General features: G+C 36.5%; 7 protein-coding genes and 1 tRNA gene. 6 read left to right on the forward strand and 2 right to left on the reverse strand.

All coding sequences use genetic code 11. From position 1 onward, the window contains the following. Positions 1-29 precede the first annotated feature (29 nt). Both clpP and ON15_RS06870 read right to left on the reverse strand, forming a co-directional pair. A complete protein-coding gene (gene clpP, locus ON15_RS06865) occupies positions 30-623 on the reverse strand; it encodes an ATP-dependent Clp endopeptidase proteolytic subunit ClpP (RefSeq protein ID WP_010580752.1) in 594 nt (197 codons plus the stop codon). 384 nt (positions 624-1,007) lie between these two features. Next, a tRNA-Arg gene (locus tag ON15_RS06870) sits at positions 1,008-1,079 on the reverse strand. Between the two features lie 83 nt (positions 1,080-1,162). On the opposite strand from ON15_RS06870, the gene rpoN reads away from it, so the two are divergent. The 6 genes from rpoN to eno all read left to right on the forward strand — a co-directional run bounded on the left by rpoN (position 1,163) and on the right by eno (position 8,328). Next, a complete protein-coding gene (gene rpoN, locus ON15_RS06875) occupies positions 1,163-2,467 on the forward strand; it encodes an RNA polymerase factor sigma-54 (protein WP_010580753.1) in 1,305 nt (434 codons plus the stop codon). A 237-nt stretch (positions 2,468-2,704) separates the two neighbouring features. Further along, on the forward strand, positions 2,705-3,733 hold the full coding sequence (locus ON15_RS06880; protein WP_010580754.1) for a sugar-binding transcriptional regulator: 1,029 nt from the start codon (positions 2,705-2,707) through the stop codon (positions 3,731-3,733). A 59-nt stretch (positions 3,734-3,792) separates the two neighbouring features. Further along, positions 3,793-4,806: a type I glyceraldehyde-3-phosphate dehydrogenase gene (gene gap / locus ON15_RS06885; RefSeq protein WP_010580755.1), complete on the forward strand. Its 1,014-nt coding sequence runs from the start codon at positions 3,793-3,795 to the stop codon at positions 4,804-4,806. A gap of 106 nt (positions 4,807-4,912) precedes the next feature. Further along, positions 4,913-6,103, forward strand: a complete 1,191-nt coding sequence (locus tag ON15_RS06890; protein WP_010580756.1) for a phosphoglycerate kinase — start codon at positions 4,913-4,915, stop codon at positions 6,101-6,103. 43 nt (positions 6,104-6,146) lie between these two features. Further along, the gene (gene tpiA / locus ON15_RS06895) at positions 6,147-6,902 is read left to right on the forward strand and encodes a triose-phosphate isomerase (RefSeq protein ID WP_010580757.1); all 756 of its coding nucleotides are present in this window, start codon (positions 6,147-6,149) and stop codon (positions 6,900-6,902) included. A gap of 100 nt (positions 6,903-7,002) precedes the next feature. Beyond that, on the forward strand, positions 7,003-8,328 hold the full coding sequence (eno, locus tag ON15_RS06900; protein WP_010580758.1) for a phosphopyruvate hydratase: 1,326 nt from the start codon (positions 7,003-7,005) through the stop codon (positions 8,326-8,328). Positions 8,329-8,392: the final 64 nt, after the last annotated feature.

The raw sequence follows: 8,392 nt of genomic DNA on the forward strand, positions 1-8,392 counted from the left end.
CCTTAATAAAAGCAGTTTTTTTGACCAAATTATTTTAAACTTTTCTTGTTTTTCATGATTCCATCAATCAATCCATAATCAAGGGCTTGTTGAGCAGTCATAAAGTTATCACGTTCAGTATCATGATTAATAACTTCGATACTTTGACCTGAACCATCTGCCAAAATTTTATTAATTAATTTTCTAGTTTTTAAAATGTGTTCGGCAGCAATGTTAATATCAGTTGCTTGCCCCTGAGCTCCACCTAAAGGTTGATGAATCATAATTTCTGAATTTGGTAAAGCAAAACGTTTGCCTTTCGTGCCAGCCGTTGCTAAAACGCTAGCCATTGATGCAGCCATTCCCATTACAATTGTTTGGACATCCGCACTAACAAAATTCATCGTATCATAAATTGCTAATCCGGCTGAAACACTTCCGCCTGGTGAATTAATGTAGATGTAGATATCTTTTTCAGAATCTTGTGCATCTAAAAAAAGCAGTTGAGCGATAATCGAATTGGCCATATCATCATTAACTTCTCCAGATAACATGATGATTCGATCTTTAAGTAAACGTGAATAAATATCGTAAGCCCGTTCACCTCTTGATGACTGTTCAATAACAGTAGGAACTAAATTCATGTTGAATAACCTCCCTGATCAATTTAACTGATACCCTTATCATATCATTCTGGCATCATTAACACTAGTCTACTCTAATGGTCAAAAAAGGTCAAAAAAATTGCTGACTAATTTTTGTTAACTTTGATACATAGGTTATTGTGGATAGTAAAATTTATTCTTTAGTCCGAGGAACTCAGATTAGTTAGCAAATTGGTAAACAAGAATCAATGTAATATCTATGTTATACTAAAAACGTGTTCATTAAGAGATTAAATTTAATTTAAACTATGATTTATTGAATTAGGAAGTAATTAGCTGAAAATTGAAAAATACGCAAACAAAAAAAGACCTTGAAAAATCAAGGCTCTAGGGATTTGTAAGAAGTTATGCTTATCTTACCCATGCACCACGTGGGAGTCGAACCCACATTACAAGAACCGGAATCTTGCGTGCGATCCATTACACTAGCGGTGCAATACTATTTCATTTTACTCGAAGAAGTAGAAAATTGCAACCTTTGATTGGTAAACGAGGGATAAAAATTAAAGGAGAAAATTATGCCTTTTGAAGCGAGTCTAAATCAAACTCAAAAACAGGTTCAGCGTTTAGCGATGAATCAGCAAATGCAACAATCACTTAAGGTCTTACGTTATGGTATTGAGGATTTACACAGTTTTTTAAATCAAAAGCAATTAGATAATCCATTCATTCAAATTAAAGAAAACGGTTTATTCAAGACTTCGACAGATGATCAACAATTCGTATTAGATAATTTAGCTGATCATCATCGGCAAACATTAAAGGACTATTTATTATCGCAAGTTAAATTAACAATGCGTCGGACATACATTCGTGGTTGGGTGATTTTTTTAATTGATCAACTTGATCAAAACGGATACTTAAAAGCAGACTTAGATTTGATTTGCAATAAAACAAAAGTTGATCAAACAACTTTATTAGATGCATTGACACTTTTACAGCAATTGGATCCACCAGGCGTCGGAGCAAGAAACTTGCAAGAGTGTATTTTATTGCAGATTCAAGCTGATCAATCAGCACCAAAATTGGCCTATCAGGTAATTGATCAGCATTTTGATGAATTTGTCGAACATGACTGGTCGCAAATTATGAATCAATTAAAAATCAAGAATCAAGAAATAGCTCAAATAATTTCGTATATAAAAACTCTTTCGCCTGCTCCAGGGTCAGTTTTTGGAACTGAAGAAATTGGCTATATTTATCCTGACCTAATTTTTAAAGTAAATAATCTTAAAAAAAAGGTTGAAGTAACCTTAACTAAAAAAACTAATCCCGAAATTATTTTTAAACAAAGTTATTTCGAAAAATTTGTAAATTTACCTGATCAGGAAGTTAAGGATTTTTTGCAGCAAAAAAGGTCAGAATATAAAACATTAATAAACAACTTAGAACAGCGAGGTACGACTATTTTGAAAGTTGGAAAAGAAATTGCTAACTTTCAAAAAGATTTCTTTTTGGGGGAAAATCATACCTTAAAGCCCCTTTTGTTAAGAGATGTTGCCCAAAAACTGCAATTACATGAGTCTACGATTAGCCGGGCTGTTAATGGAAAATATTTAAAATGCGATTTTGGCGTTTTTGAATTGAAGAGTTTTTTCAAAAGGCCGATTAGCAGCAAAGCTAATGCGGATTTGTCGGCAGAAAGCATTCAAGTTCAAATTAAAGCTTTAATCAAGGCTGAAGATCCCCAACATCCGTTATCAGATAGTAAATTGGTAAAAGTGTTGGCGGATAGTAAGATTTTTCTTTCACGTCGGACAGTTGCAAAGTATCGTGAAGAATTACATATACCTTCGTCGACAAAAAGAAAGCAAAAAGAATAAAAGAATTTTTTAGTGAAGGGATAAGACCGCTAATAAATTTTTGACGTTAAAAGCCTTTAAAATTAGTCGAGCTGATTGGTGTGTAATTTACTGGTTGGCTTGCATTAATGGTAAATTGTTGCTATAATTCAAGGTGTAGTTGAGGTGCAATAAAACAGAAGATAGCTTGTTTTTAACTAACTGGGTCGTTTAATGACACTGTTGGCTTAAATTTGTCCCATTAGGAAGGGTTATGAAATGAACCAAGAGTTAGAATGGATTGAGCAAATTGCTCCTGACATGATTGAAACTTTGGTCCAACGTTTCATGATTATTCGACATATATATTGGGAACAACCAGTTGGCAGGCGTACTTTGGCCCAAGAAATGGGTTTGACGGAAAGAGTTTTGCGCACGGAAACAGATTTTTTAAAGAAACAAAAGTTGATTAGTGTTTCTCGATCAGGAATGATGGTTACTGAAAAGGGCAAAGAACTTACTTTTGGATTGAGAAAAATAGTGGATAATCTAGTTGGCATTCAGCAACAGGAAGTTGACTTGGCTAAGTTTTTAGGAATTTCACACTGCATGATTGTTCCAGGTAATACAGATCATCAAGCAAAAGTAATTGATTCAATGGGAAAATTAGTTGAAAAAGCCCTTGAGATTTTGTTGCCATTGGGTCATAATATTGTTGCTGTTATGGGGGGAACGACAATGGCAAAGATTGCTCATTGTTTGACTCCTAAATTATCTGATAATCGTGACTTGATTTTTGTTCCTGCGCGAGGAGGAGTTGGAGAAACCGTTGCAATTCAGGCTAACAGTGTTAGTGCTGCTATGGCCCGTCGAACGAGAGGAAAGCATCGAGTTTTGTATGTGCCAGAACAATTAAGTATGCATGCTTATACTCCACTCCTTAGTGAACCAAGCATTCAACAGGTGATTCAATTAATTAGAAACAGTGATGCAGTTATTCACAGTATTGGACAGGCTATGAAAATGGCTGAAAGAAGAGATATGAATAATGAGATTATTGCGATGCTGAAGAGAAATCACGCTGTTGGGGAAGCATTTGGGTATTTTTTTGATGAAAGTGGTAAAATAGTGTATAAGATCCCACGAATTGGTGTTCAGTTAGAGGATCTCGCTAAAATGAAGTGTGTGTTAGCAGTTGCAGGAGGAACTTCAAAAGCCAAAGCAATTGTCGCATACATGAAACATGCACCAAGTCAGACGTGGTTAGTTACGGATGAAGGTGCCGCAAATTCGATTTTAAAAGAGTAGTGTTTAACCAGCACGCTTTTTAAAATAAATTTTTATTTCCTAAAGGAGGAAATTTTAGTATGACTACTAAAGTAGGTATTAATGGTTTTGGCCGTATTGGTCGTCTTGCATTTCGTCGTATCGCTGAAACTTCAGAAGGACTTGAAGTTGTTGCTATTAACGATTTAACTTCACCAGCAATGTTGGCACATCTTTTGAAGTATGATACAGCTCATGGTCAATTTGATGCTGAAATTTCAGCAACAGAAGATTCATTGGTTGTTAACGGAAAGAAGATTCCTGTATACGCTGAACCAGATGCTCATAATATTCCTTGGGTTAAGAATGACGGTGTTCAGTTGGTTCTTGAATCAACTGGTTTCTATACTTCAACAGAAAAAGCTCAAGCTCATATTGATGCTGGAGCTAAGAAAGTTTTGATTTCTGCACCGGCTGGCAAGATGAAGACTATTGTTTATGGTGTTAACGATGATACATTGACACCAGAAGATACAATTGTTTCAGCTGCTTCATGTACAACTAACTGCTTGGCACCTTTGGCAAAAGCAGTTAATGATGCATTTGGTATCAAAGCTGGTACAATGACAACAATTCATGCTTACACAGCTACCCAGAAACTTCAAGATGGTCCAGATCGCAAAGGTAACGTTCGTAATGCACGTGCTGCTGCTGAAAATACAATTCCGCATTCAACTGGAGCGGCAAAAGCAATTGGTTTGGTAGTTCCTGCATTAAACGGCAAGCTTGATGGTCATGCACAGCGTGTACCAGTTATTACTGGTTCATTAACAGAATTAGTAACAACTCTTAACAAAGAAGTTACAGTTGATGAAGTTAATGCTGCTGTTAAGAAAGTTACTGAAAATAACCCATCATTTGGTTATAACGATGATGAAATTGTATCATCAGATGTCATTGGGACAACATTTGGCTCAGTCTTTGACCCAACTCAAACACAAGTTGTTGGCAAAGGTGATGGACAAGTTGTTAAGACAGTTGCATGGTATGATAATGAATCTGGCTTTACAGCACAAATGATCCGTACATTAGAGAAATTTGCTAGCATGCTTTAAGATTTAGCAAACGCTAAGTTGATAAACTGATTGCAAGTCATCGAGGCGGGGGGAGGCAAAACTCTCTTCGCTTTTTCTTTTAATAAATATGGAGGCTGAATATTTTATGGCTAAACTAACTGTATCAGATTTAGATGTAAAAGGGAAAAAAGTTTTAATTCGGGTTGATTTTAACGTTCCGATTAAGGATGGTGTAATTGGCAATGATAACCGGATAGTTGCTGCCTTGCCAACAATCAAATATGTTACTGAACATGGTGGCAAAGCAATCTTGTTTTCACATCTTGGTCGGGTAAAAACAGAAGATGATAAGAAAAAATTAACATTACGTCCAGTTGCTGAGCGCTTGGCTGACTTGATCAAAAAACCAGTTACCTTTGTTCCAGCAACTCGCGGGCCACAACTTGAAGAAGCTATCGGTAAAATGAATGATGGTGATATTCTGTTAGTTGAAAATACCCGTTTTGAAGATTTGGATGGTAAGAAGGAATCTGGCAATGATCCTGAATTAGGTAAATATTGGGCATCATTAGGCGATGTTTATGTTAACGATGCTTTTGGTACTGCGCATCGGAAGCATGCTTCGAATGTTGGAATTGCCAGCAATATGGAACAAGCAGCTGCAGGTTTCTTGTTGGAAAAAGAAATAAAATTCTTAGGTAATGCAGTTGACAATCCAGTACATCCATTTGTTGCAATTCTTGGTGGTGCTAAGGTTTCTGACAAAATTGGTGTTATTGATCATTTATTAGGCAAAGCTGACAAAATCTTAATTGGTGGCGGCATGACTTATACATTCTATGCAGCTAAAGGAATGAAGATTGGAAATTCATTAGTTGAAAAAGATAAAGTAGAACTTGCTAAGTCTATTATGGAAAAGGCTGGTGACAAGCTGGTTCTTCCAGTTGATTCTGTTGTTGCAGAAAAGTTTTCAAATGACGTGCCTAATAAAGTTGTTGAAGGTGAAATTCCTGATGGCTATATGGCACTTGACATTGGGCCAAAATCAGTTGCTTTATTTGAAGATGTTTTGAAAGACGCAAAAACAGTTGTTTGGAACGGGCCAATGGGTGTTTTTGAGATGAGCAACTATGCTAAAGGTACACTTGAAGTTGGTAAATTCTTAGGAACCTTAAGTGATGCTACAACAATTGTCGGTGGTGGCGATTCAACAGCTGCTGTTCAACAGTTAGGTGTTGCAGATAAATTAACCCATATTTCAACTGGTGGTGGTGCTTCTCTAGAATATCTTGAGGGTAAGACATTACCTGGGATTGCTGCTGTTTCAGATAAATAGATATTAGAGATTTAAAATGAAAATGAATGAAAGGATGATTTTTGTGCGTACACCAATTATTGCTGGTAACTGGAAAATGAACATGAATCCTAGCGAAACAGCAGAATTTGTTAAAGCAGTTAAAGATAATTTGCCAAGTGCTGATTCAGTTGAATCTGTTATTGCTGCTCCAGCAGTTGACTTACCTGCACTGCTAGAAAATGCTAAGGGTTCTGAATTAAAAGTTGCGGCTGAAAATTGTTACTTTGAAGATAAAGGAGCCTTTACCGGAGAAACTTCACCAAAAGTTTTGAAAGATATGGGCGTTGACTACGTGATTATTGGTCATTCAGAGCGTCGTGATTATTTTCACGAAACAGATGAAGATATTAATAAAAAAGCACACGCAATTTTCCAAAATGGTTTATTGCCGATCATTTGTTGTGGTGAATCATTAGAAACGCGTGAAGCTGGGGAAGCTGAAGAATGGGTTTCTCGACAGGTTAAAGCGGCTCTTAAAGGTTTAAGTGCTAATCAAGTTGGTCAGTTAGTTATTGCGTACGAACCAATTTGGGCAATTGGAACTGGTAAAACTGCAAGTGCTGATCAAGCTGAAGAAATTTGTGCAGTAATTCGCAAGACAGTTGCAAGTCTTTATGACCAAACTGTTGCGGATAAAGTCAGGATTCAATACGGTGGATCGGTAAAGCCTGCTAATGTTAAGGAATTAATGGCTAAAGAAGATATTGATGGTGGCCTAGTGGGAGGAGCTTCATTAGTGCCGGAATCATTTTTGCAATTAGTTCATTTCAAGGATTAAAAGATTGCTAATTAATTAACAATTGAAACTTTTGCCAAAAACACTTAAAATAAGCTTGAGGCAGTCCTCAAGTTAAGCAAACTCAAAAGGAGAGTGTATTATGTCTAGTATTACTGAAATTTATGCTCGCGAAGTTTTAGATTCACGTGGCAATCCTACCGTTGAAGCTGAAGTTTATACTGAAGCAGGCGGTTTTGGTCGTGGTATCGTTCCTTCAGGTGCTTCTACTGGTGAACACGAAGCTGTTGAACTCCGTGATGGCGATAAATCCCGCTATATGGGTAAAGGCGTAACCAAAGCAGTTGATAATGTTAATAATGTAATTGCAAAAGAAATTGTTGGTTATGAAGTTACTGATCAAGTTGCAATTGATAAAGCAATGATTGCATTAGATGGTACTCCTAACAAAGGCAAACTTGGTGCTAATGCAATTTTAGCTGTTTCAATTGCTGCTGCTCGGGCTGCTGCTGATGAGCTTCAAGTTCCACTGTACAGTTACTTAGGTGGTTTCAATGCTCATGTTCTGCCAACACCAATGATGAACGTTATTAATGGTGGCGCTCATTCAAATAACAAAGTTGATTTCCAAGAATTTATGATCATGCCTGTTGGTGCCAAAACCGTTAAAGAAGCAATCCGAATGGGCTCAGAAACTTTCCACAACTTAAAGAATCTGTTGGCAGCTGATGGTAAAGCAACTTCTGTTGGTGATGAAGGTGGTTTTGCACCTGATTTCGCTAATAATGAAGAACCATTGCAATATTTGATTAAAGCAATTGAAGCAGCTGGTTACAAACCAGGTAAGGACGTTGCTATTGCGGTTGATGTTGCTGCTTCTGAATTATGGGATAATGATACTAAGAAATACAAGCTTCGCTGGTCAACAGGTGAAGAGTTTACAACTCCGGAGTTTGTAAAATATATTGAAGGTTTAGTTGATAAATATCCGATTATTTCAGTTGAAGATCCAATTGATGAAAATAACTGGGATGATTGGGTAACAGTTACGAGTGAATTGGGTAAAAAGGTTCAATTAGTTGGTGACGATTTCTTTGTAACCAATACGCAGTATCTCAAGAAAGGTATTGAAATGGGAGCTGCTAACTCAATTTTGATTAAACTTAACCAAATTGGTACCTTAACCGAAACAGTTGAAGCAATTGAAATGGCTAAAGAAGCTGGTTATACAGCAATTGTTTCTCATCGTTCAGGTGAAACTGAAGATACAACAATTGCTGATTTGGTTGTTGCTACTAATGCTGGTCAAATCAAGACTGGTTCAATGAGTAGAACTGACCGGATTGCTAAGTACAATCAGTTGATGAGAATTGAAGATCAATTAGGTAAGAACGTTGCTCAGTACAAGGGTGTACATTCATTCTATAATTTAAGTGCTGCTGCACGCGATGCAATCGAAAATAAATAATTAAGATCAAAATTTTGATTAGAATTGCTATAAGTCATTTGTGAGAATGACTTATAGTTTTTTT

The sequence above is a fragment of the Liquorilactobacillus vini DSM 20605 genome (assembly GCF_000255495.1).
GTDB classification, from domain to species: domain Bacteria; phylum Bacillota; class Bacilli; order Lactobacillales; family Lactobacillaceae; genus Liquorilactobacillus; species Liquorilactobacillus vini.

What these genes read in the sequence shown, in the direction of transcription:
- clpP (WP_010580752.1), bottom strand. Translation starts at nt 623, where the DNA reads ATGAATTTAGTTCCTACTGTTATTGAACAGTCATCAAGAGGTGAACGG.
- rpoN (WP_010580753.1), top strand. Translation starts at nt 1,163, where the DNA reads ATGCCTTTTGAAGCGAGTCTAAATCAAACTCAAAAACAGGTTCAGCGT.
- ON15_RS06880 (WP_010580754.1), top strand. Translation starts at nt 2,705, where the DNA reads ATGAACCAAGAGTTAGAATGGATTGAGCAAATTGCTCCTGACATGATT.
- gap (WP_010580755.1), top strand. Translation starts at nt 3,793, where the DNA reads ATGACTACTAAAGTAGGTATTAATGGTTTTGGCCGTATTGGTCGTCTT.
- ON15_RS06890 (WP_010580756.1), top strand. Translation starts at nt 4,913, where the DNA reads ATGGCTAAACTAACTGTATCAGATTTAGATGTAAAAGGGAAAAAAGTT.
- eno (WP_010580758.1), top strand. Translation starts at nt 7,003, where the DNA reads ATGTCTAGTATTACTGAAATTTATGCTCGCGAAGTTTTAGATTCACGT.